This window comes from Pseudomonas coronafaciens pv. oryzae str. 1_6, from assembly GCF_000156995.2.
Lineage (GTDB): Bacteria > Pseudomonadota > Gammaproteobacteria > Pseudomonadales > Pseudomonadaceae > Aquipseudomonas > Aquipseudomonas tremae.
In genome coordinates this window covers 18,107-42,351 of sequence record NZ_CP046036.1, presented here as the reverse complement: position 1 = coordinate 42,351, position 24,245 = coordinate 18,107, and the positions used below count along the sequence as shown (strand labels likewise).

The following is a 24,245-nucleotide window of genomic DNA, read 5'->3' as shown; positions in this document are numbered from 1 at the left end:
TTACGAGACCTATGGACTTACCAAAAGGCGTCCATGGCGATACGTTCGAAGCCTGCCAATTGCGCTTCGTGTTCCTCATGAAAACGCTCGTAGCGATCCATGTGTTCTTCGCAGAACCGCTCCAGGGCGTCGGGCTGAAGGCGTGGCGAATAGATCAGCGCCGGTTCGGCGTCATCGTCCACGAACTGCTCGGTGCCATCGGGAAACATCAGACGGCCCACACCACCAAGCAAGATCTCAACGGCAGTGGTGTAGGGGGCGTTTTTGCTGGCGTCGGGATCAAAATGGATTGTCGTGTTCAACAGCTCGCGGCCCCGGGCCGAAGACTGCGCAGCAGGGGCCAATATCAAGGCAGTTGTGCCGTTTGCCGACAACTCAAACTCGGCGAAACAGGTGTCGCAATCCACTGGACGCCAAGTCATTTCCCACTTTCTGACGTTGGCGATATCGACAGTTGCGGGGGTTTCGCAGTTGGGGCAGTGCGCAGTCATCGTGTCACCAGGTGGCCACTGAGCAACACGTTCGGTAAAGGTCTGTGCAAGCCAATCAGCGTCTGCGGTCAGGATGGTGACTTCGTCGAATGGGGCTATCAGCAGCGCCTTGATGATCTTGGCCACCCAATTCGGATGTTTCGCCATTTGTGCCTGAGCGTCCGCAAGTGCCTTGCGGCCCAATGCCAAGGCTTCAGGATCATTGCCTGGAATCGTTGCTGTTACTGCTACAGCCTGGGCCTGAAGCGCTTCAAGGGCGGCATAGGCTCCCTTGGGAAGTTTTGCGTCTGGCATAGCCAAAGCCTCCTTTGTAGAGGGGGTCATGCGCGGGTTGGTTTGCGGCTGAATACGAATTCCAACTTGGCTTCGTGGTTGAGCTTCAGGGCCGCATCAAAGGACTTGCCGGTTTTCTTGCTGTGAAAACCCTTCAGTACGCCGGTCTTGCCATTCGTCAGCAGCGCCTCGATCTGGCCAGGCGACAACATCTTGCCGCTGACTTCCGGATGGAACTTGAAGGCGCAGGCTCGGCACCCGATCACTCGCGGGGTGACGGCCAGTTCACCCCCACACATGGGGCACTGGGCGTTCAGGCTGTCCAGCACCGGCTTACCGTCGCCTTGCACGTTGCCCAGGTCGATGTTCTGCACCTGGTCTGCAATGAAGGCCTCCAGTTCGTCCAGGAACGCGTCGACGGTCAGTTCACCGGCCTCGATCATCTGCTGCTGTTCATGCCACAGCGCAGTCATGTCCGGCGTGGTCGCAATCGCTGGCAACGCGGCGATGAACTCAAGCCCCAACGCGGTGGGAATCAGTTTTTTCTTCTCTACCGCGTAGAAACCACGCTCCTGCAACTTGGCCAGCACCGCGCCACGGGTCGCCGGGGTGCCGATGCCGCCGTTCTCGCCTTTCTTGCCCTGGTCACGGTCGATCAGCAGCTGCTTGATGCGCGGGTCTTTCACATACTTGGCGACCCGCCGTAGGTCCTTTAGCAGCTCTGCTTCGGTGTAGAGCGGCAGCGGCTTGGTCTTTTCCTTGGCCACCGTGATGCCGTCGCACACTCCGGCGTCACCGACTTTCAGATCCGCCAGTGCATCGAAGGGGCTTGCGACCTCGGCGGCGTCCGACGCATCTTCGTCTTGCTCGTTTTCTTCAGTGACCTGCGCCGTCCAACCGGGCTGCGTCACTTTGGTGGAGCGCGCAACGAAGGTGTGGCCGTTCACGCCAAAACGCACTTCGGCACTGAGGTAGCGCTTCTCGGGCAAGAACTGCGCGACGTAACGTTTGACGATGGCCATGTACACGGCGCGCTCATCGTCACTGAGCTGGGCAATGTCGATCTTCACTGCCGTTGGGATGATCGCGGTGTGCGCCGAGACCTTGCTGTCGTCGAAAGCCCGGCTTTTGCGTTCCGAATTCACCTCGGCAAACATCCCGACCAGGTCAGGCAGGGCTTCGCTGAGCAGGCTCAAGGTCTGCGGGGCCTCGGCAAATTGTTCGTCGGACAGGTAACTGCAATCGGACCGGTTGTAGGTGATGGCCTTGTACTTCTCGCGCAGCGCCTGGGTCAGGGCCAGGGTTTTCTCCGCATCGATGCTGTGGGTCTTGCTCATGTACACCTGCAGGTCCAGCAACGCGAACGGCAAAGGTGCGGGCGTTTGCTTCTCCTCCACACGGGCCTCGATCACGTTCGCTGGTTTCTGCCGGCACGCGTCGGCTACCTGCGTGGCATACGCCTCGTCGATGATGCGGTGCTTGTCATCAATCGGGGCATCCGCGGCCACCACGAGGCGGGCCTGGGGACGACTGCCACAAACGGCCAGGCTTGCCGCAACCGTGTAGTAAAACGCACTGGCGTGACTCTTGTTGGCCAGGTAGCGATTCACGATCAGCCCCAGGATCGGGGTCTGCACGCGGCCCACTGACAACACGCTTTTGACGCCCTTGGCCCTACCGGCCAGGGTGCAGGCGCGGGTCATGTTGAAGCCGTACAACTGATCACCGATGCTGCGGGCCAGGGCCTTCTGGAACAGGCCGAAAAACTCGGTGTTGTCGCGCAGGCCGTCCAACGCTTTACGGGCAGCATTGGCGTTCATGTCGTTGATCAGGATGCGTTTGACCGGCGCGGTGTTGCCGAAATGCACTAGGACTTCGTCGACCAGCAGTTGGCCTTCGTCGTCCGGGTCTCCGGCGTGGACGATTTCCGAAGCGCGACCGATCAGCTGCTGGACGATGCTCAGCTGGTCCTTGGTGCGTGCGATGGGCTGGTACTTGGCCGGACGCAGCTTCAGGGGCAGGTCGGCCTGAACCCAGTTTTTATAATCGGGGTTGTGCACCTCGGGCGGGGCCAGTTCGAGCAGATGGCCCACGCACCAGGTGACGATATCGTTGCTGCCGCACTCGAAATAGCCGTCCTTGCGTATGACGGTGCCCAGCGCTTCGGCAATGACTTGGCCCAGGGCGGGCTTTTCCGCAATGAATACTCGCATGGTGTTCTCCTTGTCAGGATCTGGGGCTTAGCCCCGGACCTTGCCGAACTTGTCGTTGATTTTTTGGGTGTAGCTCTGATCAGCACCGGGGCAGCTGTTGAGGTAGTCCTGGCGCGCCGTGGCGGTCTGGCTCCATTTGATGTTCCCGTGCTTCTTGACCAGGATGCTGAAGTAGTCTTGTTCGGCGCTGCGGCACTCGCTGCCACCACTGTTGCCGGTGAACTTGCCGTAGAGGCAAAGCACGGACTTGCACGGGTCACCGGCGAACGCTGAGCTGCTGCCCAGCAGGCACACTGCGAACAGCGCGCAGACCCGCGTTTTGCCGCGACCAGGCACGGCGTTGCCAGCGGCCTGACCCTGGCGGTCAGCCGTTTTGCTGTAGGTATTCATGTTTTGCTCCTGCAGGCGCTGGGTGCGCCGGTGGGGGGACTACATCGGTTCGGAGGTGTCGTCAGCCTGCACAGGCTCTGGATCAGGCTCGACCTCAACTGGCTGTGCCTTGTCCGCTTCGGCCTGAGCCACTTCGGACGCTTTTTCTTTGGGATTCCAGCGCTGCCGTTGTTCGGCCTGCATGGGCTTGGCGTCTGCCACTGCCACCTTGGCTTCGATGGTGCGCACCGGCACGGTGAGCGCGTCGATTTTTGATGCATCACCGACAGGCAAGGGCGGCGGCGGCAGCTTTTCTCGCGACCTGAACACCTCTTCCTCGTAGTAAAAAATCTTGCGAGCCAAAATCTTCAGGGCGGGCGTGGTTTTGGTCCCCTGTACAAAGATTAACTGTTTGTCATAAGGCAGCTCGTTGATGTCTTGGGGCAGCATCAAGGGCCGGGGCTGTTCGCTGTAGCTGTCTGTTTGCCCTTGAGCCCCAACCTGATGCTTCTGCCTGTTCAATGACTGGTTATGGACGCGCACGGTGGTATTACCCAAGCGCCTGCTGTACTCCTCAGCCAGCTTAATATCACCAGGGGCGAACACGATTTCATTGTGAATCGCCTTCATGATGGCGTTGGCAGCTTCCTCACCATAGATAGCTCGCAGCTGATCCTTACCCTGGAAAATGAAGAAGAACCTCAGCCCCGCGCCTCGGGTCAAGGCGGGCGCAGTCTCCAAGATTTCAATACGGCCCATGATGGCCAGCTCATCCATCAATAGGGCCAGCTGGTACTTGTACCGTAGCGTGCCGTCTGCACAGTGCCCGCCTTGCTCGGGAATGACCTTGGAATTGAGCCGTATGGCCTGTGTGAAGAACAGATTCATCAGCGGGCCATACTTCTTCAGCGAACCCTCGGTGACGCTGAAGTACGCGGTCATCTTTTCTTCTCGGGCTTTCGACAGGTCGATGTCATCTCCCGACACTGCCCATGCCACCGTCTTCTCGGCATACACCGACAACACGTCACGCACGATATCCACGGTGGTGGACCAACCACTGCTCTTGTTTTTCGAGGCCTCGAATACACCATTAAGCTCGCGAAGGGCTTCAAAGGAGAGCGCATTAGGGCCGGTGCTGCGCAGCTCGATGATCTGTTGCGCCCACGTACCCATACCTGTACCCAAAGACCCAATTTCGTAGGCCTGAGGCAACGTGAAAGGCATTTCCGGCGTTTCCATCAGAAACAGCAGTACGGCGGTGAAGACGTTGCCTGCCTTGTTGTACCACTCCTGGTTCTTTGGGTTGTCGGAGACAAACAGCACCCTGGCAATCGTGCGAATTTCCCCCAACCGGTAGAGCGGATCGCGGTTTATAGCGCTCAGTGGATTCCAGCGGTGCGTCTCCAGGCGTTCAGGGGAAAAGCGATAGACCTTGTGCCCGGCGGCAGCGCGAAAACCCGAGGTGATTTCCCAGTTTTCAAATTTCGGATCGTTGACCACCATTGAATCGGGGTAGCTGAGGAGGTTGGGGATCACAGCCCCGACACCTTTTCCGGTGCCTGGTGGTGCGGCCAGCATCACGAACTGTTGCCCGTAGCTGGCCAGAAACGAATCCTCCGTGGGGTGTTTGCCCAAGAGGAACGCGGGATACTCATCGATCCGTTTTTGTGGGTTGGTCGGGCTGATGGGTTTGGATTTAGCTCTGGCCATCAGCGGACACCTGCTCGACGCTCAATCGCCTGGGCTTCGAGGCTTTGTTGTAGGGCGATGGCCACCTGCTGATTGGCTTGGATCTGCCTGAGCGATGCACTGATCTCATCGAGCTTTGCGAGTGCGATATAAATTCCCCAAGCTGCAAAGACAACGCCCAGCGCAATGGGCAAGGGCAAACCCAAAAAGAGAAGGGGTTTCGATTTTTTTGATTGTTCCATTGGGACTCTCCTGCAAGGTGCTTCCGGACACAGATCGGCCCCAGGCGGCTGATAGCCGTCTGCGTGGCGGTGCAAGGAAATGGTTTGAAAATTCGGGAGTATCAGGCGGCGATGCGGGTGTAAGGCCTACTTGCTGGTGTTCTTGTATTCGCCCTGGTACTCGAACTGGCGCAGCTCACGGTTGTTTGCAAAGCGGGCATCACCGTGCAACGAGGTCTTGGGCTTCAAACGCACGAAAAGGGCCATCAGCGTTATGCCGACCGGCAAGAAGGTGAGGGCAGCGGTCACACACCATGACCAGGGCACGTACAGCATCCGCCGGTCGTTCCAGGCCAGGTTGCGGGTCTCCCATAGCGTGTCCCAGGCCAAGCCCGCGAAGTGACCTTGGGTCAGGTGCAGATACATAGCCCCCCCTGCGTACAGCCCGATCACGAAGCACGCAACCATCATGAATACGATTGATAACGAGACTTTCCACCACATGGCATTCTCCTAGGCAGCGCGTTGACGCTGGCCATTGAGCAAGGCCAGCTTGTGTTCGGGTTCGTAATGCACTTCCTCGATGTAGGTGTTTTCCATGTACACCACCACGTCGAATGAGGTGCGCACCAGTCGTTCGATGTACGCGTAATCCAGGCCAAGGCCGATTGGTGACTGCTTCACCAGACCGCACACACGGGCGTAGCCTGCTTCACTGTCATTGGCGTGCGCAGTGGTCACGGTGCCCTTGGTGCCGGTGTTCAGAATCTCGATGTAATGCCACACCTCATCACCGGTCAGCTCGGCCAAAAACAGGTGGTCAGGCTTCATCCGCATCGCGCTGGCCACCAGGGCTTTGGGCGTCACCACATGGCCATAGAGCAAATGCACATGGTTAGGATGGAAAGGCATGGGGTCCTCCAGTATTTCCTGGATCGTGATCATGCGACGGTTAACCGGAAACATGTCGATCAGCGACTTGCCGTAAGTGGTTTTACCCGACCCTGGCCCGCCAAAAATGATGATGTTCTGGCGATTAGCGATGGCGATTTCCATGAATCGATGCCACTCGCCGGCTGCGTGGGCTTCCTGCATGTCGCGCTGCCAGGCTTTCAGGGTCAGTATCGGTGAAGCGATGGCCCTGGCTCGGTCATAGCGGCCACTGTTGACGTAATCCATATGGGTGAAGCGATCCAAAGAGGGTTTTCGAAACGTCATCGACAGGGTGCCCTCTTCGCACGCCGGGGCCATGACGATCTGGCCCCGCTCCCCGCCAGGTAATTTCACAGTGTGAATCGGTGAGTGAGGAGCCAGTACGCGGTATCTCAGCGCACAGAGCGCATTGGCCAGCCGCCAGCACAGGTTGTAGGTGAGCCAAGGCGCTTCTTCGTGTTCCCAGCCGTTTGGACCGTCCACCCACAGCTCGTAAGGTCGGTTGATGGCCACGTCCTTGGTGCCCTGACGATTAAGGCGCTCGGTGGCACCTGCCTGGTCGAGGAAGTCCAGGACCAGCGTGTCTTCGGTAAGTCCTTGCTCTTCAGTCATGAATACTCCTTAGCGGTTCTCGAAAACCGATGAAAAGTCGATGTCGCGGGCCACGATGACGGTGATAACGGTGCCAGGCAGCAGTTTCCCGGTGTCCGGAATGTTGATGGTGCTGTCCAACGCCTTGTTGGCCATGCTCTCGACGTTCTGCTCGCTGTTGTTCACCGTGTAACCTCCAGACCCCGAGCTTTTCTGCGTCGTGTTGGACGCGGCCTGAAGCGCGTCCTGGATGAACGACAACATCACCGCACCGCCAAAGCGCTGCATGTAGTGACGATCGATCCAGGCTTCGGTCCCGCTGGCTCCCATGGGACCTGCACCCAAGCTGTCAATCTTGGCCCGCACACCCGCTTCGGTTTCGATTTCGGTCCAGGTGGTGAACACGCTGGTTTCGCCTGGCCCAACCTCAACCGTCTGTTCACCGGTGAGCTTGTCACCTGCTGCCGCAATCACCGTGGAGCCATCAGCGGAATACAGCGGATCGGTCAGACGACAATCCACCATCCCTGGGTGTGTACTGATGATTTCGGTGTACAGCGCGCAGCGCGTGTAGGTGTTGTGGCTGACCAGGTACTTGCGGTTCGGTGCCAGGTAAGCCTTAGCCGGGGTAAAGGTGGTGCCGCCCAGATTGCTCAGGCTGCTGCGTTTTCGGGTGGACGATTCACCACCCAGACCGCTGCTCGATCCGCCCTGAATGTCGGCCAGCATTGAAGGCGGCAGGGATGGCTGCTCGCTGGACGGCTGTTGCGGCTGAGTATTCCCGGCACCAGTACCCTGCGCGTCTTCCGAGGTGACCAACATTTCACGTCCCAGTTTGCGTTGCCGGGGGGTCTGTTCCACGGGCGGGTTCTGGCCAGGAGAGCCGGGTGGTGGCGGCGCACTACCGGCATGGTCCTGACCGGTTTTTCCGCGTTCGGCATCCTCCTTATCCTTTTGCTCCTTGGCCAATCGCTCTCTTTCCGCTCGGGCTCGCCTTTCTTCATCGGCTTTGTCAGCAGCCAGCTTGGCCTCCCGCGCCTTTTTCATGCTGTCGTCACTGCCCAGATTCACGTCCAGGGTCGCGTCTTTCTTGACGTTGGTTTCATCGACCTCGGAGCCGGTGGTTTTCATCTGGGAAATGGTGAAGTACCAGAGTACGCCTATCCCCAGCAGACCAACCAACACCAGCCCGACCAGGCCCAGGTAAAGCATTCTCTTGTTTTGGGCATCACCTGATCGTTTGGCCCGCACGTCAAAGGCCCCACGGGCCTGGGTGCTAGAAGGCTCGGAGACCGGGGCCGGTTCCGGAGCAGCTGCTGTGGACGCTGCTGCTTCGGGCGGCCCGATGTTGTCCGGCCCTTGAGTGTTCTCCGGAGCCTGGTCGTTGTCATTGTTCTGCATGCTTGAGCTCCCGAATCTCGCCGGTGGTGGTCCCGTTGAAGTTGTACCCCGTGTTCACCTGGGCAGTAGGCCGGGCCTCTACAAGCAGACCGTTCAGGCGAAACCGAAACAATCGGCTGACCCCATGCACCACGACCACGTTCTGTTCGTTGTGCATGTCGGCCACCGTTTCGGTGCCGTCTGGTAGAACCTGGTACAGCACCGGGCGCGGCCCGTTGCCGGTAAAGCGGAAGCAGGTCAGCATGCCGTTGTCCCAGCCCTCATAGGGCGCTATGGATCGACTCTCTTCGTTCGAGCGCTTTTGGTAGGGGCCGTTTTGTACCGGGCCGTCACAGGGATTGCCGGGATCACGGCGGGTTGCGCCGGACTTTTTCGGCGGCTCGGGGTAGGTGAAGCGCAGCAGATAGGTTGAGTCTTCGGTGTGCTCGACCAACTTCAGCTCAATCAGATAGGTACGCCTATTGGTGTTGATGGTCAGGTTTGTATCGGGCTCTTTATCGGTAACCGGCTTGAGCGAAACCATATTGCCCGCTTTGTTTGGACCAATAGACCAAGCTTTCGGATCGCCCGATACCATCAGCCCGGTGTCTTGATTGATCGTCTCGTTTGATTGAAGCTGGACGAGCGCTCCACGGCCCACCGTCGCTTGAATCCTGTACACCTCGTCAGGCGAATAAATGGCCGTCTGCACGCGCCGGTCCAGTGCCGAGCCAGTGCCCATGCTCTCGGCAAAGGCAGGCAGACCGAATGTCATGAGTAACAAGGCCGTGAGGCCTGAGGCGGCTTTATTTGCCATTGGACACCCCAACTTCCTGAGTCATTGTGTAGGCCTTGATCCCGAAGCCACGGGGGTTCAGCCACTGGTCACCGGCTTTTTTCGCAGGGTTTTTGTAGTCGTAGGTCACTGTGGCCACCCAGGTGACCGGGTGCAGCTGGGGATCGGGGACGCCGTTGCGGTCCAGCACGGTTTTGGTGATCCGCACCTGGGCGGTGCCTTCCCGATCTTTACGATCAAGGAAATTGATATTGTTGATATCCGTGCGTATTTGCCGGTTGGTCCCCAGCACTTCCAGATAGCCCTTGGAGGACAATTGGAAGTTGCGGTACTCGGTAAAGGTCTCGTCATAGGACATCAACTTGACCATGGCGTAATTGGCATCGTTACTCGAAAAGTTGTAGCTCTCGCGGAAACGCGTGTACGCGGAAAGCCAGAACTCGTCATCGATCTGCTCCTGTGGCTTGCCTTTATCGTCGGCCCACACCACATCCGTGTAACCGGAGTTTCTGTCGACCCGTACCAAGCCAAGTTGCACGGTCTTGAGCGGGGTCAAGCCCATCACGGCAGCAACTGACATGACGGCAATAGCCCCGAACACATAATTCAACCGCGTTGCTCGTTTGGTCTTGGCCTTTTCATCGGCGGCGATGCTCTTTTCAAAGTACCGCGCTGCATGAATCCAAGCCTGTTCAACCAGGCTGATTTCTTGTGCGGTGGCCGCGTCGATGCTGGTACGGGCGGCCAGTTGCCGCTCCTGCTCGATCACATCCTCTTTGGATTTGCGAAGCTTCTTCATAAGTCACCTAAACCTGGACAAACACGTGCTGCGCGGATCAGTTCGCGGAGCATTTGGAATCGTTGGGCGGGGCCTCGGCAGGCTTTGCCGGGGAGGCGGTTGCCGAACGCTTTGGACTGGTGGTCTTGAGCGACTGCGCCTTGGGCGCAGGGCTCGCTGCTGGCAGCACCCTGCCAGGCACGGGTGCAGGCGTTGTCACGGGGGCAGCGCGAGGCACAGGGGCATGGGTGAAGGGCATGTCTTCCCATTGCCCTTCCGGTTCGGACAGTTTGGGTGCAGAGCCACACCCTGACAGCAGGGCAGCCGAAAGCAGCCCGCTCAAAGCAAGTTTGAAATTCATAGTGGAGTACCTGAGAAAAGCGAGGGTGTTGCGAGTGGGGAGAGGGCGTAGCAGATGAAGCGGTGTTTTATTTGATGTTGTTGCGTCCCCTCCGCAGTCTTGAAATGCCGGCGGCGACACCGCGTGTCATGCCTTTTGCTGCACCAAACCCTGAAATGCGGCTTACCATTCCGCCTCCGGAGGGACCGCCACCCATGATGGAGGCCGCTTGCGAAGGCAGTTCGATGACAAGTGCTGTAAACGTGCCAAAGACAAGCAGGATGATGAAATTACCCGCCAGAGAGGTGTTTAAAGAACCATCTTTGATCATCGCAGTGTTGATAAAGCCAATCTCGATAGCAAGCACGACCGTAATCAGTACCTGAGCCAACATAAAGCCTCCGATGGCTGATGCCCAACCCCAGAAATACTGTTTGGTCTGATCAAACAACAGAAATGCAATGAATAGAGGCCCCACGGACACAATAGCCGTTGTCGACACCTTCAGCACAAAAAGCGTGGCAACGGCGGCGAGCAAGAACGGGATACCTCCGAGCACATAAAACACCACGCCTTGAATACCCAACCAAACATTAGCAACACTGGTAGTTAGGATATTGAAGTTCATGGCACTTATAAGCGCTTGCAGGTTTTCGATATACGCAACAATCAAACTGTCAATCTGGTTGGTTTGCATGCCCTCCTGGCCGGACATGATCCCCCCCATCCAATTAGGGAGGCCGGTGACAAAGGGCACGATTGTCTTTACGTACCACTCCAGGTTGAATGCACACGCGGTGATAAAAGCCATTTTTGCAATTTCTTTCGGCACTTCTTCAAAGGCGACGTTCATGCCACGGTACAGCCATTGAATGTTTCGAAGCGTGAAGTCGATCAACCATATGGTTCCGAAGAGCGCTCCAAGCCCCAGCATCACCTTTGCCATGCCGGTGACCAAAGCGCTTTGCAGAGCGGCATCAACGAAATCGAACAACGTCTGGGCTATTTTTGTTACGTCCATGCCGCCTCCGTCATTTTGATCGGGTATAGGTTGTGTTGTCGAAATAGATGACGTTACCTTCCATACGCATGGTTGCAAGACCACCAGCCATGCTTAGAACACTATCCGACTCTGCCTTGGCTTCCAGTCGCTGCAGAGCTTTTTCCTTTTTTCCATACCCCACAAGATCAGCCGTGGTTTCAAGGTTTACGTGGAAGACTTCTCCATCCTTTGATATATCCATCACATAAGTTGGCTTGCCCATTCTGGTTTTGTTTTCTCCGGTCCATCGCCCAACAAACCCTTGTCCTTTGTCATCACCGCAACCAGACAGTGCAAATGCACACAGCACCAAACAAATCACAGCACTCATTTTTTTAAACATAGGTCATATTCCCTTGTGAACTGAGTCGTTAATCATTCGTAGCTAGGCCGCACGCTCGTTTTACCCTTCATGTAATCACTGAACGCTTGTGCCCGCTTTTCATTTTCCATTTTATCTTGCTGCTGCTGAAGTATCTGCATATTGGCCAGCCGCATCTGCTGGTTTTGCTGCTCGATCAGCTCCTGCTGGTAACGCAGCTGTAAATCCTCCTTCTGCTGTGGGGTCGTCACCTCGTTCAACCGAGCCCGTAGCAGCTCGGCGTTCTTGACCCGTTCAGTGCTGGCGTTGTAATTGCGCTCCAGCGCATCGGCAACCGACATCATCTGGTCGAATTTCGCCTGCACGCTGGCATTATCCGAGGTCAAGCCGTAGCGGTCACGCAAACTGGCGATGTCCCGGCCCGTGCTGTAAACATCAGCCCAATCCCCCATGGGCATGACATTGTTCAAGGCGGGGTCATTCAGGAACCCACCCAACATGTCATTGCCGGTGATGATGCTTTTGTAATGGTTGTATTGCTGCGCGGTCTGGGTGATGGCGTCCTTGGCCGTGGTAAGCGCGTCCATCGCCTGCTTGGCCTGGGCCAGCGCATTCGCTTTCAGCACAAGCAGGTTGGACGGATCCAGGACCGGAATGCCTGGTACTGCCGCATGCGCAGCAGGCAGGGCGGTGGTGAATATGAGCGCGCTCAGCGCACAAGCAATCGCGTGTTTTTTCATGACGAAACCTCGACTTCATTCTGTTCCTGAAGGGCTTTCCAGGCTTTTTGAAAAGCAGGCATCCAGCGCTGTGCATCCCGCGTGTTCATGGACTGGCGTAAGTCCTCGGCATAGTTAAACGCAGGCAGCCACACGGCGGGATCGTCGGTGTTCAACCATTGGCGCACTGCCTCGGCCACCAGGAACGCATCGACCCACACCGTGGGATCGGTCGTGCCCAGGTGTTGCCGAATACGCTCGGCCACCGCCAGGTTCTTTTGGGTGGCAGATAACAGCGGCAACCAATACTTGAGCGGGCCGTCCAGCTCCATTTTCAGCTTCACCGTCTGGTTACCCTGCTGTACCACCATTTCCCGGCTCAGCGGCCCCATATCACGCACGGCCTCGAACAACTTGCCCGTGACGCCAAACTTCGCGTAACTCTCAGCCTGGGCTTTTTTGTTGGGCAGCCAGATGGGGGTCGTCACTTGCTGAATGACTGCCGCAGCGTAAGGCGTTGCCAGCGCTTGCTCGGGGTACTGGGTGTCCATGATCAGGATTTCCCCGCGCATGCGTCCGCTCTGCAGGACCTCCTTGATTGCATCCGCTGTGCTTTTGAACGACAACGGTGCCCAGTACTCGGCCACCACGTTCAGCAGCAGGTTGCCGGGGCGGGCCTGGTGCATTTCGCGCTTCATGTAGAAAAGCGTGTTCAGAAACGCTTCCATGACCTCTGGGTGCTTCTGGGCGTAGTCGTTGTTAAGCAGCTGCGTGCAATCGAAGGCCAGACGCCGGTAGGTCTGCGCATTGAACTGGTTGACCGGCGAGTCCAGCACCCAGGCGTACTGGCCTTCGCGGCCTTCACCCGCCAGGCGGCACCATTTCGATAGCCGGGTCCGCAAGCAGTTTTCGCCTTGCTCAGGGATGTTTCGCAGCAGCAATGACATGCTGCGATTGCGCACGTTGGTGTGCTCCATGACAGCCTCGATCGAGTCCTTGATCCTTTTCTGGTCAGCGTCATTGCTCTTATCAGGTCCACCGGCGCAGCACAGCACCAGGTCAAACAGCATTTGCCGCAACCCCGGACTGTCGTGAAACTGAAACGGGTTGACGCCGGTGAAGTGCCCAGGCTGCACGGTGTAATACTCGGCCCCCAATCCACACAGCAGGTGCCTCAACGACTCGTTGTAGTCGATGCCGAAAATCAGCGGATCGAAGCGGCTGAGAAAGGTCAACAGGATGGCCTCATTGGTGGTTTTACCGACCCCTGTTTGGCCTGTGTAAACCGCATGACCTGGCAGCATTTCACCGAGGTTGTTCTGGCCGGGCGGGCTGTCATGCACGTTGAGCACATATAACGCCTTGTTGACCGTTTGCACGGGCATCACACCCGTTCCGTCGCCAATGGGGTTGCCCTTGACCTTACCCGTCGGGGTGGAGTGCAGTGAAAAGCTGTCCGCCAGATTCTCGGTCGATTTCATCATGGGGTACATGGCCTCGGTCACACCTGGGAACTGCGTGTACCAGGTATCGACGTTGCTCATGGTCGAACGCACAAAGGTCGCGTCACGCACCGTAAACACCGACGTCATTTTCGTGCCGTTCTCGATGGCCTGGTCCGGGGTCTTGCCGTAGACGATCAGGGAGGCGTGATAACGACCGAACGCCTTGTCACCCAGGGTGATGTCTTCGATGGCTTTTTCAAGCTCCTTGATTTGATGGGAGTCGTTTTCGACGGAGCCCAGATCCGCCTTGTGCTTTTTGAATTTGTCCTTGGCCTTGTTGCGATCCTCGAACAGAAACGTTTGCACCAGGGTGAACTCGAATTGCTGCTCGTTGGCTTCATCCCACATGCCGGGGTAAGTCCCACCACTGGGGTAGTCGCGCAGGTCAAAGGTGGTCGCGAAACGCTGACCGCCTCGGTTGGGCCGGTTCTCCACAAAATCGTAGTTTTCAAAGTTGGTGACGCTATCAATGATCGCGTCACCCAAGCGGGTGTCGCTAACCAGCACGTCTTTTTCGTGCCCGTTGATCAGCAGGCTGTAGTAGCGCCCGATCTGCGAGAACAATGCGCCGTGTTCGTTCTCCTCCAGGCCCATGATCGCTGGGTCATATTCGGCCAGTAGGGTTCTGGTCAGTGACAACAGGTCGTTCATGCGCTGGATTCCGTCATCCAGCTCGCGGTACTTGAGAACCAGGGCAAGGCCGTAGCCCACCTGGTAGAAGGTGCCGTTGCGAAACGGTTCGGTATAAGCGTCTACGAAGTCCTGCAGGGCAGGTAGCGGCATCGTGTACTGCGTGTCCAGCTCGATGCCTGTCTTGGTGGTGTAGGTGTGCACCAACAGGTTTTTCCCTTCTTTCTTGCCCAACGCCAGAAAGTAGCGGTTGCGGGTCTCGCACAGGCGGATCAGTTCTTCATCACTGCGAGTCTCAGGGGAGACGCCCTTGAGCTGGATCAGGCTCACCAGGCGATTGCCTGACAGGGTTGTCATGAGCTCGTCTACCGGATAGCCCATCAGCGGCACTTTGTCCTCCGCTGGCATAACGCTTTTGTGAAAATCGTGCGCCATAGAATTTGCTCCATTGCGGATTAATGGGGGTCAGCAACAACGGCTTGCCGTACTTGAGGTTCAGCCGGAGACGCCGCAGTGCAAAGCGGACGCGGCGTAAATATTGAGGATCGATCAGGCCAACAACCCTCAAGGCGATGAGGGCAATCAGGAATGGGGAGGCAACGACCAGGCCCCACACCCAGGACAGCAGAAACGTCGTGGCAACACCGAAGACCAAGCCGCCCATCAACAATCCCACCATCGGCATGATGGGGATGTTCCAGAACATCGCGGGCCGACTCATCGCGTTGTAGCTTGGGGAAACCTCTTTTTTGAGCACTTCGTTACCGGCCATAAGCGCTCCTGGTCAACCCGGCACGCCGGTGCCGAACACCTGCCAAGCCGCGGTGCCGAGGAGCACAGATCCACCAACGACCAGCAGCACACCCACCTGCTCCAGGTAGTCCATGAAGGTGTGCGAGCGGTCGCCAGTGGAGCGAGCAATCAGCCATTGGGCACCTGACCAGATCAGGCTAATCAGGCCCAGGGTTCCCGCCAGGGTGTAAAGGCCCAGGCGGATATTGCTGCCCCACTGGTTCAGCGTGGTGAGCCAGTCAGCGGAGGCGATACCGGGCAGGTAGGCAAGAGCCACCAGCAGAATGCCCAGCTCGCCTTTGTTGGGCACAAGGGTACGTTTGATCATCATTGATCCTCTTTAGGGGTGGTTGAGGGTTGTTCTGGGGGTGGAGCGGGAACAGCTGGTGAAGCCGATGGCGCAGAAACAGGCGGTGGCGCAGGTGGCAGATAGCGCGGGTACTGGCGCAGCACATCCCAGCTTTCATAAGTCGGCTCAACGGTGGACGCCGTGGCCTGAGCGCGCTGGAGCTGGTTTGGCTCAGCTGAGCCGCCTTCTAGCGCCGGGACAGTGACGCTGGTAACGCCTGCATTGGCCAACACACGTTGCACGTGGCTGCTGCCACCAAATTCGGCCTCGGCCTTGAAGCCACGTTTGGGGTTGCCGCTGTAGTAACAGGAAATGGCTTTGTGCAAAGCGCTTTGCACATCAGGATCGGTTTTCCTGACCTTTACGTAGCAGGCCTGTAGCTCTCGCGCTGCCATGCGCAGGTTGGTGCAGGGTTCGAATACAGGTTCAGGTCGGCTGACATCGAAATGCTGCCGGTTGATTTGGCCCAGGCCGATGCTGAAGTCAGCGCCCTCTGCGACCAGCTTTTTCACCGCCAATACGGCTTCATCCAGGGTTTGCGGTTGACGCGGCAACACTCTGCCGACCACGCCAATGGCATAGGGATTGAAGGAGGATTCTGTCTTGACGATGGGAGTCAGCGTGTCTGGGTGTATCGAGGGAGCGCATTGCATAGCCAGGGCCAGAAAGGCACTGGTGGTGAGCATTGCAAATTCCTTCTAGTCGGTAGTAGTGAGAGGTTTCCCAGAAGACCGCCCTTGAGATTCTTCAATCAGCTTCTCGACGGCCTTTTCAAGAAAGTTATCGATCAGATACCGAGCGAGGTCAGAAGGCGAAATCTGCCTGGAGCTGTTGGTTTCATAACTCACGCGTATCGCGGCTTTATTCAGTGCTTCCACCCTGATCGGTCGGATATATACGCTTGATGTCTTGGTGGTTGCTTCATCTTCGGATGACGCCATGGGAACTCCTAAGGGCTGTGAGAACGCAAAAAAACACCGTCAGGCAAGACCTGGCGGTGAAATGGGAAATCGTGGAAATAGGTAATGCCTAGGCGGCATTCACCGTCGAATAGAAAACGGTCCCAGATCGCCCGACAAGGCGTTCCAGCGCGGCGTTCTGCGACAGAAGCGCGAAGAAAGCCGCCCTGCGGGCAGCTTCAGATTTCATGTCGATGATCAGACGGAGCGTTTTTTCTAGATCTGTCGGCACATTGCGAAACTCGATGCAATCGAGTGAACGGTTAGATCGAATCAGCGCAGCAGCCTTCAATTCCTCTACCGTAGAGTCCTGCAAAACACAGGTTCGACCGCCGAACTGAACAAACCCATGGGCACCATTCAACGCTGTGATGGTTGTGGTGTGTGTCACCTCGGGGTCGAACCGTAGCAGCAGATAGCCAGGAAACAAACGAACCTCCTTTTCTATCGACGAAGGGCGATCCGTACGTTTGCGAGAGGTGATTCTGACGGGGGAATACACCTCAACGTCTAACCGTTCTATCAATGTCATAAGTGACTGATAAACGGCAGAATTGTGCATCAAAACGTGCCAGTTTTTCATAATCAGAACCTTTCGATCAGGCGCGCTTTCGAATTCCGGAACCGCTGGGCCCAGGGGAGAATTGAGCCATAGAGAGCCGGCTCTATCCGCTTCTGACTCGAAGGAGCTCAATCAGGGAACGGATTTCTAGGAAACAAAATAGATGGAACAGAAAAAAAAGTAAACACTTTTATACCTAATAAACACATTTGTGACTTTGTGAAGGCGCAAGCAGATGAAATTATTGGTTTTTTTTGGAGACACTGTGGACACTCTCAGGAGCGTGGTAGGAGCAAAAATCAAAGCCCTTCGGAAGTCTTCTACGTTGAGCCAAGCGGACTTGGCGGAAAAGATTGGCTGCGACGCTCCGCTGATAGGACGTTACGAACGAGGCATAAACCTGCCTGGCATCGAGCAGCTGATAAGAATCGCAACCGTTTTCAACGTCGCTCCAGGAGAGCTGCTACCTGGTGGCCAAGATGTTCTCCGCACGCGATTGATATCGCTTCGACAAGAACTTTCAGAAAAAATCAACCAGGTCGATTCTCCTGAAAGTCTGGAGGAAATCATCCGTCTCACCGATAAATTCATCGCATACAATAACCCGCCCAAAAAAATACAGTCTGAATAGATGAAAACTCGTTAAATCAGGCCATATTTTTGAGATAATTCCTTTATACGACTTTTTCTCTGGAAGTTATATATACTCGATTGCACATCGATAGGTAAGAAACCATCTGCAACCAACGCAGCATATTTCTCATCCATTCTAACGAGTTGCACCAGCTCCTTGATTTCATCTCGGTGTGGTTTTTCTAGTACAGCGACTGAAGTAGTCATAGCTGATTCTGTCCTCGAATCTATACCATCACTTGAGCACGTCCACTTAGACAAATCTACGCAAAACGCGCTCAATATTCACGGCAAAAATTTCCGGATTAAATACCACTCTTCACTTTGACCCAAGCGCGTGTGCGAATTCGCTCAAGTTTCAAAGGAAGGGGCTCCAAAGGGAAAAGCCTACTAATAGTATCTTTATCCAAATAAACCGAAGAGTTATCTCTGAGTTTGGGATCAACAAACTGCTTTGCATCTTTATTAGCACTAGGATAAAGGGTGTGATTTGAAGTTTTGGCGATCACTTCAGGGCGCAACATGTAGTTTATAAACGCCATGCCTTCTTGAGGATGAGGGGCATCCTTCAACAACACCATATTCTCTGACCATACCAAAGCGCCTTCGCGAGGGATGGAATATGCTATTCGACGTCCAGTTTTGTTTTTCTCATTCAACTCTTGCGCTGCAAGCGCCCCATTTGCCCATCCTACAACCATACAAATATTACCATCAGCCAGATCAGCATCAATCTTAGATGAGTCAAAATAGCGTACATAAGGACGAATCTTGAGCAATAAGTCTTGAGCTTTCTGATAGTCGTCTGGGTTTTTGCTGTTGTGAGGCAGACCAAGGTAGTGCAAGGCAATCGAAATAATTTCACTTGGAGAGTCGAGCATTGCTACACCGCACTGCTGGAGCTTACTAATGTTTTCTTCCTTGAACACCAAATCCCAACTATTCACCGGAGCGTCATCACCTAGTGCGGACTTTATCTTATCGACATCATATCCGATTCCGGTAGTACCCCAAAGGTAGGGGACTGCGTACCGGTTTCCAGGGTCATTAATAGAAACCTTAGCCAGTATTTCGGAATCAAGGTGCGACCAGTTGCCGAGCTGGCTGCGATCCAGAGGTTGGAGCACTCCTGCAGTAATCAAGCTCGGCAACACGTTTGAGGTAGCTACCACTACGTCATATCCTGTGCGCCCAGCCATGACCTTACTCTGCATGATCTCGGCACTGTCAAAGGAATCAATGAGCAGTTGGCTGCCGGTTTCGTGCTCGAATTCTTTAGGGGTATCTGGTGCGATGAAGGCATACCAGTTGTATAGATGCACGCTGGGTGGGCTCGCAACCGCAATATTTAGCCCAGCGCTGAACAAAGAGGCAGTAATGATGGTCAACATACGAACGCTTTTCATAGGCTTACTCCATGCCATTGGTCAGTCCCCATTGGCAGGTACCGAATCCATGAGGGCGCAATATAAACGTATCAAGTCAGGTTTTAAATAACCCAATAGGGGTAGACGATGCCAAACCAGCTCCAGGGCCAAATTTGGCACAGATCGATAGCGAAACTAATCGAGAAGCTCAACCGACCTGAGTTTTGGAATTCGCTAGTCAGGTTGCTGAAGGAATATGCACCAGTCGACAACTGGGTTGTGCTGATGTTTGGCAGCGAAGGGGTACAGGCAATTTGCTATCCTGATACCGCTGACGAGGAAGAAATAGATGGGCTGCTCAACCGATATGTCAAAGGGCTATACATGCTTGACCCCTTCTACATAGCTAATCGAGAAAATCAGCAAAGCGGTTTCTTTCATCTCTTGGATATTGCACCAACTCACTTTCTAGAAACAGAGTACTATCATCTTTATTTTGAACAATTTGTATCAGTAGATGAAGTTCAGTATAACGTTCAGCTTGACTCTGAAAGAACACTTTGCTTATCCATGGGTAGCAAAAGTCGGTTTACTCAGGAGCATATTGCTATATTCGACTTAATCAAACCATGGGTATTGGCTTTGATGAAGCAACGTATAGCTTCTGATATTGAAGAAAAAGAAAGCTCTCGACCCCAGCAATGGCAGGACAAGATTTTAGAGCTTGCTCCACAACTCACGGGTCGTGAAATTGAAGTTTTAAAACTGGCTTTGAGTGGTTTTTCAAATAGCGAAATTGCTGGAAAGCTATCAGTATCCCCAGAGACAGTGAAAGTACATCGAAGAAACTTTTATGGTAAGCTCAATATAAAATCTCAATCAGAACTTTTTGCTTATTTCTTCCAAAGCACTATAAGTTAACATATGCGACGTTATCATAAAGGGAGTGCGAATCTACGCGCATTCCCTTTTATGATATGGATGCTATGAGAGACTAGACTGGAGCGGATAGCATAAGCGTGTCTAAATAGCCTGAAGAAGGCAGTAGCGGATCAATGCCTGTTCAACGCTTTGTTTACCGCCCAATACGAGCGATATAACAATTTCGTCGATGTCAACTGACTGCATCACCTCGTAAAAAATTCGGTAGCCGTCAGTGTTCAACTCACGATAGTGCAGTACGCCTAGCTCGCTCAATTGAGGACTGACCGGGTAGCCCAACGGGGTGGACAGGAGCTTGTCCTGGATGGCATCGATAAGGGTATCTATGCGTTGAGCAGCTGATGAGAATCCCTGAGTGATAGCCAGGTGCTCGACCTGATCTTCAATGCTCTGCTGGGCAACCTCGGTAAAGCGTAGTGCAAACGTATTCATTTATGCTCCTATTTATTTGTGGGCAAACCTCCTGCTCAATCGGGCTTTAAGTTCGTCAGTGGAACAGTGCTTGCCTTGGGAGTATTCGCGGGAGCTGATTGCCAGGAGCTTCACCAAGGCAATTGACTCATCGCGGCGCTTACGATCTGCGTAAGACTCCACCACATAGGCCGGGACACCGTTTTGCGTGACGACCAGTGGCTCATCGAGAGGCAGGTCGGCTGCGTTGCGTTTCAGATAACTTATTGTTTCAACTCGCATGAGTTGAGATCTCCTTCATAATGGCACCGAGAAACAGATGCCTAACTTGGCTGCTTTGACTGCGCTTCTTGCCTAAGCTTCAAACCTCAAGCCTAAATATAGACCACATACGGTCTTTTTGCAACCTTCATGTTTTCCAGCGCGTCAAGAGATTTAACAGGCATGGCTGAATTGCCTGGACATCCGACTTATCCAGAATAAGTGGTGATAAAATACGTTATCACCACTTATTGCCGCTTATCGGTTTCGGCAACAGCGGGAGCATTTGCCGTTGCTTTCGTGACTGGATGAACGGCAAATGATTCGAACGCGATCCAACGATGAGAAGCTTATGCAGGAACTGACGAAATCCCAGCAGAATGATCAGCGCCGACTCACATCGGTCGAATTCCAGACGCTGGCCCAAGTTCCGGCCGCGGTCGAGTGGTTTGCCAACCTCGACAACCCTCGCACACGACGCGCCTACCAGAATGACCTGGAAGACTTCTGTGGGTTTGTCGGATTGGCTTCAGCGGATGAGTTTCGTGTGGTCACCCGATCACACGTTCTGGCCTGGCGTGCCCAGCTCGAGCATCGCGGTTTGGCGGGCGCCACGATCCGGCGCAAATTGGCCGCGCTGGCAAGCCTCTTTGATCACCTCCTGGAGAGCAATGCAATCGCCGGCGGCAATCCAGTACACGGGGTAAAACGTCCCAAGATAGAAAGCAACGAAGGCAAGACGCCGGCACTGGGCGATCACCAGGCAAAGGCGCTGCTCGAGGCGCCCGACGAAACCAGCCTGAAAGGGCTGCGGGACCGGGCGCTACTGGCTGTTCTTCTCTATCACGGGCTGCGCCGCGAAGAAGCGGCGCTGCTGCAGGTGAGCGATATACAGGAGCGACGTGGGATCCAGCATCTGAAGGTGCATGGCAAAGGCGGCAAGGTGCGATATCTGCCGATGCACCCGGTCGCGGCCGGGCGCATTCATCAGTACCTGGAAAGCTCGGGGCATCATCTGGCCAACAGGAAGGTGCCACTTTTCATCCCGCTGCGAGGCAAGCTGACCGGCACCGGCATCACGGCCAACGGCATCTATACCGTCGTGACGGCCTACGCGAAAAAGGCCGAAATTGAGGTCGACGGCCTGGGCGTGCATGGACTCAGAGCCACCGCAGCTACCAATGCCCTAGAGCATGAAGCCGATATTGCCAAGGTCCAGCTCTGGCTGGGGCATGCCAATATCAGCACGACCAAGATCTATGACCGGCGGGAGAACCGGCCTGAAGATTCACCGACCTATAAGGTGAAGTATTAACCATCTGGCCTGTCCTGAAATCGCGTGTAGATGCTTAACACCATCCGCACTGCATTTCGATGTGATCGCGGACAGCTCGACCGCTGTACATGACCAGCTTTCAGACTGGTTGAATCGGCTCATACCTGACACCTTGACCAAACTGAGGCGTGTTCTCTACGTACAAATCATGCCGTCCGACAATAACACCCAGCACTGGCCTGCCGTCCTTCCTTTTGGATGCCAATGCATGCCATTCACGCAGGTCTATACCAGATGGTGAGGGATTGTTCTCAGGGTGTGTATGCCACTCGCCCAAGGAGCGTATTTTTCCTTCACTATGCTCCCACCGTTTGTGCGCTATCGCGTCGTGCAGGTCTCGCACCCATCCCATCCATAGGACTGGCTGCATGGACGAAGCAGCACGATTCACGTTTATGAAAAGATTTCTTTTTATGAATTGGAGCGTAACGAAAGGCTAATTTCTCGGCTTAGTCTGTCGCTGACGATCTTGGGCGTATTACTTTCATTTTTAACTACATGCTGGGTAACGCGCCAAGTGCAGGCGACGGCTTCGCAGCGAATTCATTTTGGATCATCGCAGCGGTAAGCCAGCGGTCGGTGTGGCGCGATATTACGCTGCACAGCAAGCATTTTTTCGCGCCTAGGTTCCTTGGCGGGTGTTTGGTCGGGACACTCTGGCCGGACATACCAGACGGATTCGGTCCCAGTTTTAGAGTGCAGAGCTTGCCGCAGGCAAATTTCCATCGCGGATACGTTAGCTCAGCTACCCGACTTATACTGAAGAGGTTTTCAGGTTTGCCTGGGCCCAGTTCTCAGCGGTCGTGACTTGAATCGACTGCTGCTCGTTGAAGGTGCCTGCCTTAGGCCATGACACACCTTTGCCCTGAGCAAACACAGCACGGTACTTCTTGATGTGATGGGTGGGGTCTTTTTCCAATTCTTGAAGCAGGTACGGAACAGTCCATACGTTACGTTTGAATGGGCGACCCAATACGCGTTCGAGGAGGCTGGCGACTTCTCCGTACGTCACAGTGTCTCCCGATAGATACACAATTTCATTGCGAAAGCGGGGTTCAAAGTAAACGATTTCCGCTGTCAAGGCGCCGATGTCGTCTGGAGTCGTAAGCGTCACGCTAGTCTCAAGGCTGCCCAGTGCGTTCACGGTGTCGTTTTCGAAATCGACAACCTCGAATACAGGCTCGAACAGAAAGCTGGTGAACATCCCAGTCGATATGATTACCCATTCAGTTTTATCCTGGGCACGAAGCAACTCGCGTACATCAAGCTGAGCGTCGAACAGATCTTGAGGACTTCCCCGACCAATTACCTCGAAGTCGACACCGAACTGCCAGGGAAAGTATCGCTTCACACCGGACTTAAGGGCAGCAGTAGCCAGCTTCATTGGGGTTTCCCGGCCTGCAACCATGCCTGCACAACCGATTACGGTATCGAAGCGTGCGAATACCTCAGCCAACTGATCAATCGAGTCATTCACGAGGTCTGCGGCTACCATCTGGATGCCCAGGGTCCGAAGCTCATCGATTTCAACCTTTTTCTCAGAAATTTGAGTGTTGATGGTCGAGTCCCTGAGGAGGACGCTGATTGTGGAACCTGGCGCACGCTTTGCTACCCGCGCCAGGTTGCGCAAAACCGGCAGTCCTAGCTCACCGGCGCCTAGAACGAGAATGGATTGGGGGGAAAGCTGGGTCACTTCGGTCATGATTTCTCCTGAGACCTGTTGCCTGTAAGATGAACAAATGCTTGCACGATTAGGCAACGCTTGTAAGAAGGCACACCTGTGATACCAGACAACGAAATGTCCAGTCAGGAGGCTCTCAGCCAGGCTGAGACAATCTGCCGAACTCTTAGAGAAGACGATGATGGCGTTAGACGGGAAGTGCTTGCTCACGCAGGCAGTCGCTGGTCATTAGGCATCCTGCATGCCCTAGGGGTGTACGGCACAATGCGCCATGCCGAAATAAAACGGCAGATGACCGGGGTGACTCAGCGGATGTTGACCAAGACGTTGCGCGCCATGGAGCGGGATGGATTAGTGAGTCGGCGGGAGTTTGGTGAAATCCCCCCACGTGTCGAGTATGAGCTGACGCCGCTGGGTATGGAACTGTTGATCCGCATGTCCCCCATCTGGACGTGGGTTGTCGAAAACGTTGAGGATTTCCGCAAGGCACGGCGTAATTTCGACAGTCAGAATGATAAAAAGCCTGAATGGCAGATACCCACATCGACCCCATTAGGCTCAGAAGCGTCTGACTGATTGACACACTGCGCATCAGAAGCGCGGTGCCGAAGAATGGCGTAGTAACTGGTCAATCGCACCGACGCCCTGAGTTGGGCC

Annotated in this window: 30 protein-coding genes; 4 read left to right on the top strand and 26 right to left on the bottom strand. The window is 55.1% G+C overall.

Going from position 1 to position 24,245, the window contains the following annotated elements; genetic code table 11:
• Positions 1–17: 17 nt before the first annotated feature.
• The 20 genes from POR16_RS26060 to POR16_RS25965 form a co-directional block, all read right to left on the bottom strand.
• Positions 18–785: a hypothetical protein gene (locus tag POR16_RS26060; protein ID WP_003436836.1), complete on the bottom strand. Its 768-nt coding sequence runs from the start codon at positions 783–785 to the stop codon at positions 18–20.
• A gap of 26 nt (positions 786–811) precedes the next feature.
• Positions 812–2,977, bottom strand: a complete 2,166-nt coding sequence (locus POR16_RS26055; protein ID WP_003436835.1) for a type IA DNA topoisomerase — start codon at positions 2,975–2,977, stop codon at positions 812–814.
• A 27-nt stretch (positions 2,978–3,004) separates the two neighbouring features.
• Positions 3,005–3,367, bottom strand: coding sequence for a TrbM/KikA/MpfK family conjugal transfer protein (locus POR16_RS26050; protein ID WP_003436834.1), 363 nt, complete (start codon positions 3,365–3,367; stop codon positions 3,005–3,007).
• Positions 3,368–3,406: 39 nt separating this feature from the next.
• Complete coding sequence (locus POR16_RS26045) at positions 3,407–5,059, bottom strand: type IV secretory system conjugative DNA transfer family protein (RefSeq protein ID WP_003436833.1); 1,653 nt, start codon at positions 5,057–5,059, stop codon at positions 3,407–3,409.
• A complete protein-coding gene (locus POR16_RS26040) occupies positions 5,059–5,280 on the bottom strand; it encodes a hypothetical protein (RefSeq protein ID WP_003436832.1) in 222 nt (73 codons plus the stop codon). The genes POR16_RS26045 and POR16_RS26040 overlap by 1 nt, the downstream gene beginning before the upstream one ends.
• Positions 5,281–5,406: 126 nt before the next feature.
• Positions 5,407–5,763 carry a hypothetical protein gene (locus POR16_RS26035; protein ID WP_003436831.1) on the bottom strand — a complete coding sequence of 119 codons (357 nt, stop codon included), beginning with the start codon at positions 5,761–5,763 and terminating at the stop codon, positions 5,407–5,409.
• Between the two features lie 9 nt (positions 5,764–5,772).
• Positions 5,773–6,804: a P-type DNA transfer ATPase VirB11 gene (gene virB11, locus POR16_RS26030; RefSeq protein WP_003436829.1), complete on the bottom strand. Its 1,032-nt coding sequence runs from the start codon at positions 6,802–6,804 to the stop codon at positions 5,773–5,775.
• A gap of 9 nt (positions 6,805–6,813) precedes the next feature.
• On the bottom strand, positions 6,814–8,184 hold the full coding sequence (locus POR16_RS26025; protein WP_003436828.1) for a TrbI/VirB10 family protein: 1,371 nt from the start codon (positions 8,182–8,184) through the stop codon (positions 6,814–6,816).
• On the bottom strand, positions 8,171–8,980 hold the full coding sequence (locus POR16_RS26020) for a P-type conjugative transfer protein VirB9 (protein ID WP_003436827.1): 810 nt from the start codon (positions 8,978–8,980) through the stop codon (positions 8,171–8,173). The genes POR16_RS26025 and POR16_RS26020 overlap by 14 nt, the downstream gene beginning before the upstream one ends.
• Complete coding sequence (locus tag POR16_RS26015; RefSeq protein ID WP_003436826.1) at positions 8,970–9,758, bottom strand: VirB8 family type IV secretion system protein; 789 nt, start codon at positions 9,756–9,758, stop codon at positions 8,970–8,972. The genes POR16_RS26020 and POR16_RS26015 overlap by 11 nt, the downstream gene beginning before the upstream one ends.
• Before the next feature lie 37 nt (positions 9,759–9,795).
• A complete protein-coding gene (locus POR16_RS26010) occupies positions 9,796–10,098 on the bottom strand; it encodes a hypothetical protein (protein ID WP_003436825.1) in 303 nt (100 codons plus the stop codon).
• 67 nt (positions 10,099–10,165) lie between these two features.
• Positions 10,166–11,098: a TrbL/VirB6 family protein gene (locus POR16_RS26005; protein ID WP_003436821.1), complete on the bottom strand. Its 933-nt coding sequence runs from the start codon at positions 11,096–11,098 to the stop codon at positions 10,166–10,168.
• A 10-nt stretch (positions 11,099–11,108) separates the two neighbouring features.
• Positions 11,109–11,462 carry a hypothetical protein gene (locus tag POR16_RS26000; protein WP_003436819.1) on the bottom strand — a complete coding sequence of 118 codons (354 nt, stop codon included), beginning with the start codon at positions 11,460–11,462 and terminating at the stop codon, positions 11,109–11,111.
• Between the two features lie 32 nt (positions 11,463–11,494).
• Entirely contained in the window at positions 11,495–12,181 is a 687-nt protein-coding gene (gene virB5, locus POR16_RS25995; RefSeq protein ID WP_005892632.1) for a P-type DNA transfer protein VirB5, read from the bottom strand.
• Entirely contained in the window at positions 12,178–14,703 is a 2,526-nt protein-coding gene (locus POR16_RS25990; protein ID WP_475513854.1) for a VirB4 family type IV secretion system protein, read from the bottom strand. The genes virB5 and POR16_RS25990 overlap by 4 nt, the downstream gene beginning before the upstream one ends.
• Positions 14,591–15,067, bottom strand: a complete 477-nt coding sequence (locus tag POR16_RS25985; RefSeq protein WP_003436813.1) for a VirB3 family type IV secretion system protein — start codon at positions 15,065–15,067, stop codon at positions 14,591–14,593. The genes POR16_RS25990 and POR16_RS25985 overlap by 113 nt, the downstream gene beginning before the upstream one ends.
• A gap of 12 nt (positions 15,068–15,079) precedes the next feature.
• Positions 15,080–15,415 (bottom strand): hypothetical protein, encoded by a 336-nt coding sequence (locus POR16_RS25980; RefSeq protein WP_003407111.1) that lies wholly within the window; start codon positions 15,413–15,415, stop codon positions 15,080–15,082.
• The gene (locus POR16_RS25975) at positions 15,415–16,122 is read right to left on the bottom strand and encodes a lytic transglycosylase domain-containing protein (protein WP_003436811.1); all 708 of its coding nucleotides are present in this window, start codon (positions 16,120–16,122) and stop codon (positions 15,415–15,417) included. The genes POR16_RS25980 and POR16_RS25975 overlap by 1 nt, the downstream gene beginning before the upstream one ends.
• Before the next feature lie 12 nt (positions 16,123–16,134).
• Positions 16,135–16,377 carry a hypothetical protein gene (locus POR16_RS25970; protein ID WP_003436809.1) on the bottom strand — a complete coding sequence of 81 codons (243 nt, stop codon included), beginning with the start codon at positions 16,375–16,377 and terminating at the stop codon, positions 16,135–16,137.
• Between the two features lie 88 nt (positions 16,378–16,465).
• Positions 16,466–16,978, bottom strand: coding sequence for a transcription termination/antitermination NusG family protein (locus POR16_RS25965; protein WP_003436807.1), 513 nt, complete (start codon positions 16,976–16,978; stop codon positions 16,466–16,468).
• Positions 16,979–17,192: 214 nt separating this feature from the next.
• On the opposite strand from POR16_RS25965, the gene POR16_RS25960 reads away from it, so the two are divergent.
• The gene (locus POR16_RS25960) at positions 17,193–17,588 is read left to right on the top strand and encodes a helix-turn-helix domain-containing protein (RefSeq protein WP_003436805.1); all 396 of its coding nucleotides are present in this window, start codon (positions 17,193–17,195) and stop codon (positions 17,586–17,588) included.
• Between the two features lie 11 nt (positions 17,589–17,599).
• On the opposite strand, the gene POR16_RS25955 is transcribed toward POR16_RS25960, so the two are convergent.
• Positions 17,600–17,797 (bottom strand): hypothetical protein, encoded by a 198-nt coding sequence (locus POR16_RS25955; RefSeq protein WP_003436803.1) that lies wholly within the window; start codon positions 17,795–17,797, stop codon positions 17,600–17,602.
• Positions 17,798–17,895: 98 nt separating this feature from the next.
• Positions 17,896–18,996 carry a polyamine ABC transporter substrate-binding protein gene (locus POR16_RS25950; RefSeq protein ID WP_003436801.1) on the bottom strand — a complete coding sequence of 367 codons (1,101 nt, stop codon included), beginning with the start codon at positions 18,994–18,996 and terminating at the stop codon, positions 17,896–17,898.
• A 108-nt stretch (positions 18,997–19,104) separates the two neighbouring features.
• Between POR16_RS25950 and POR16_RS25945 the strand changes: the two genes are divergently transcribed.
• Positions 19,105–19,878, top strand: coding sequence for a helix-turn-helix transcriptional regulator (locus tag POR16_RS25945; RefSeq protein WP_003436798.1), 774 nt, complete (start codon positions 19,105–19,107; stop codon positions 19,876–19,878).
• Between the two features lie 102 nt (positions 19,879–19,980).
• Here POR16_RS25945 and POR16_RS25940 read toward each other — a convergent pair whose 3' ends face one another.
• A complete protein-coding gene (locus tag POR16_RS25940) occupies positions 19,981–20,331 on the bottom strand; it encodes a type II toxin-antitoxin system RelE/ParE family toxin (protein WP_003436792.1) in 351 nt (116 codons plus the stop codon).
• A 12-nt stretch (positions 20,332–20,343) separates the two neighbouring features.
• Positions 20,344–20,592, bottom strand: coding sequence for a type II toxin-antitoxin system prevent-host-death family antitoxin (locus tag POR16_RS25935; protein ID WP_003436790.1), 249 nt, complete (start codon positions 20,590–20,592; stop codon positions 20,344–20,346).
• Between the two features lie 331 nt (positions 20,593–20,923).
• On the opposite strand from POR16_RS25935, the gene POR16_RS25930 reads away from it, so the two are divergent.
• The gene (locus POR16_RS25930; RefSeq protein ID WP_003436787.1) at positions 20,924–21,886 is read left to right on the top strand and encodes a tyrosine-type recombinase/integrase; all 963 of its coding nucleotides are present in this window, start codon (positions 20,924–20,926) and stop codon (positions 21,884–21,886) included.
• A gap of 100 nt (positions 21,887–21,986) precedes the next feature.
• On the opposite strand, the gene POR16_RS25925 is transcribed toward POR16_RS25930, so the two are convergent.
• Both POR16_RS25925 and POR16_RS25920 read right to left on the bottom strand, forming a co-directional pair.
• Positions 21,987–22,259, bottom strand: a complete 273-nt coding sequence (locus POR16_RS25925) for a Mov34/MPN/PAD-1 family protein (protein WP_232428504.1) — start codon at positions 22,257–22,259, stop codon at positions 21,987–21,989.
• Positions 22,260–22,661: 402 nt separating this feature from the next.
• Complete coding sequence (locus tag POR16_RS25920; protein WP_003436783.1) at positions 22,662–23,609, bottom strand: aromatic alcohol reductase; 948 nt, start codon at positions 23,607–23,609, stop codon at positions 22,662–22,664.
• A 96-nt stretch (positions 23,610–23,705) separates the two neighbouring features.
• Between POR16_RS25920 and POR16_RS25915 the strand changes: the two genes are divergently transcribed.
• Positions 23,706–24,164 (top strand): winged helix-turn-helix transcriptional regulator, encoded by a 459-nt coding sequence (locus POR16_RS25915; protein ID WP_032610010.1) that lies wholly within the window; start codon positions 23,706–23,708, stop codon positions 24,162–24,164.
• Positions 24,165–24,245: the final 81 nt, after the last annotated feature.